Here is a 2,182-nt window from a genome sequence, read left to right on the forward strand (position 1 = left end):
ACGCGACCGCCGCCGCGCGCGCGAAGGGCCCCGCTTCCGGGCTGCTCCAAGCGCGCCACACGGCCGCCGCCCACCAGGCGAGGAACAGCAGCATCAGGGCAATGCCCGCGACACCGAGCTCGAGCGCGAGCTCGGCATAATCGTTGTGCGCGTGAACGACGTAGGTGGCGGTGACCTGCTCCGGTCGCTCGTAGAGCCGGTAGACGCTCCTGAACGAGCCGAGGCCGGAGCCGAACGGCATGAAGTCCGCGGCCGCTCGCGACGTCGTCGCCAGGATCTCGCTCCGAGAGTCGACTGCGCTCCTCGCATGCTCGCCGACATGGCCCGATCCGATCGGAGTGATCTCCAGGGCGGCAACGGCGGCAGCGAGGAAAATCGCGGTCAGGGCGACCACCCACGAGCGAAGCCGGCTGCGTCGGGGAAGCAGGATGAGGGCGCTCGCGGCGAGCGCCGCCGGCGCGAGGCCGTAGCCGGCAAGCGAACCGTTGAGAGCCACGCCGACCACGAGGACGAGGGCGATTGCCGCGCCGGTGGCGAGGAGCGCCGCCCGCCGCTGGAAGCTCCTTCCCCCTGCCGCCGCGACGATCGCTGCGGTGAACGGGATTGCGGCGACGAGCAATGTCGCCATGTGGTCAGCGTTGGCGAAGAATCCGACAGCCTTGCCCCAGTTCGTCTCGTCGTACAGATACCACGGCGAGGTCAGCGGGTCGGCGCTCGCAACCTGCAGTGCCCCGAGGAGCACTCCGGCGAGCGTTCCGGCGACCAGCGCCACCGCCAGCCATTGGCGGCGGAAGGCTCTGAGGCGGACCATTGCGCAGAGGAGCGCAAGCGGCGGGATGGTCCTGAGCAGGGCGTCGATTCCCGATGCGGGCGCGAGGGAGAGGGGCTCCCACGGGACCGCAACTCCGAGCGCCCGGAAGCCTTCGGCGACCTTGGCCCGGGGGCCGAGATGCGTCCAGACCTCGGGAGGCAAAGGGATCATCTGCAGTGCGACGAGGGTAAGTCCGGCAATCGCAATCATCAGCAGCTGCCTCGCCGGCCGCGCTACCGGTTCCTCCCCTTTGTCCAACGCCGCCCAGCCGAGGATCGCGAGCCCGGCGAGCTGCAGCAGCATGTTCTGCCAGATACCCTGGGCGCTTCCGCCGAGAACGAGGCAGGCGAACAGATAGGCGGGCGCGACGAGCGCGCGCGAACGGCTAGGCATCGGCCCCCGCGCGTTTGAGCCTGAGGCGCGCGAACGTCGCGTCCGACTGCTGGGCAATGTCCCCGGAGCGGCCCGAAAGCTCGAGCCATTGCGCCGGACAATTAGCCGGTATCGCGAACGTCCAGCCGCGCCTCGCGACCGTGTCCAGTGCGGCGGTCGAGATGGGCTCGGAGCTCCTGTCGCAGCGGATCGACCAGCGCAGCAGTTCGGGGCGGACCGCGGCACCGACGAGCTGCAGATCGAGCCGGTAGGTCCCCGGCGCCAGCATCACCAGCTCGCTCGCAAGGACCCCGTCGCGATTGCCGTAGAAGATCAGATGGAGGCCGCCGCCAGGCTGGCGTTCGGCAAGGCCGATCGTCGAGCCGGCGAGCGACCAGTTGAACGGCGGCGGCGCTTGCGGCGCCGTGAAGTCGGCATCGTAGACCAGCGCCGATCCGGTTCTCGCTCCGGCGATCGCCGACCAGATCGCGCGCGCCCGCGAATATTGCCCGGCCGTGACGAGGCTGTTGAGCAATGTTGCGAGCCACGCGCTGTCGGCGCGCCGGTGGGCGGGGCCGGAGATCGCCAGGATCGCGTCGGCGTTGCCGGGGTCGCGAGCAAGCGCGTTCAGGACCCCGTCCTCCAGTTCGGGCTGCGAGCGGAAAAGCGACCGGATCATCGGCCAGTTCGAGCGGTCCCGCGCATAAGCCGCGACGAAGGGCGCGGCGGCCGCCGTTCCGCCCGGCGAGAGCCTGGCCAGAAGCGAGGTCTGCTCGAGCCCGCGATAGGAGTCGCCGAGGCGCAGATAATGGTTCGCGAGGAAATAGGCCGCTGGAAGCGAGCGCGGGTCGCGCCATTGCGCGGCGAGGAAGGCCCGCAGCGCTCCGTCGAGATCGCCCGAGAGCTGCGTCCGGACGCCCCGCACGAGGAACGGCTCGGGCGAGAGCGGCGCTTCTGCCGCGGCTTGCGCCATCGCGGCGAAGCTGCGCTCGTCGATTG

At 70.4% G+C, this 2,182-nt stretch carries 2 protein-coding genes; both read right to left on the reverse strand.

The features are described 5' to 3' along the window. On the reverse strand, window positions 1-1,204 hold a 1,204-nt coding region (locus GH737_RS14515), incomplete at its 3' end, for an O-antigen ligase family protein (protein WP_155265476.1). Next, window positions 1,197-2,182: hypothetical protein (locus tag GH737_RS15530; protein ID WP_230558841.1), on the reverse strand; the 986-nt coding region annotated here is incomplete at its 5' end. The genes GH737_RS15530 and GH737_RS14515, both read right to left, overlap by 8 nt.

Origin of the sequence: Sphingomonas segetis (assembly GCF_009720245.1) — a bacterium.
GTDB lineage: Bacteria > Pseudomonadota > Alphaproteobacteria > Sphingomonadales > Sphingomonadaceae > Sphingomicrobium > Sphingomicrobium segetis.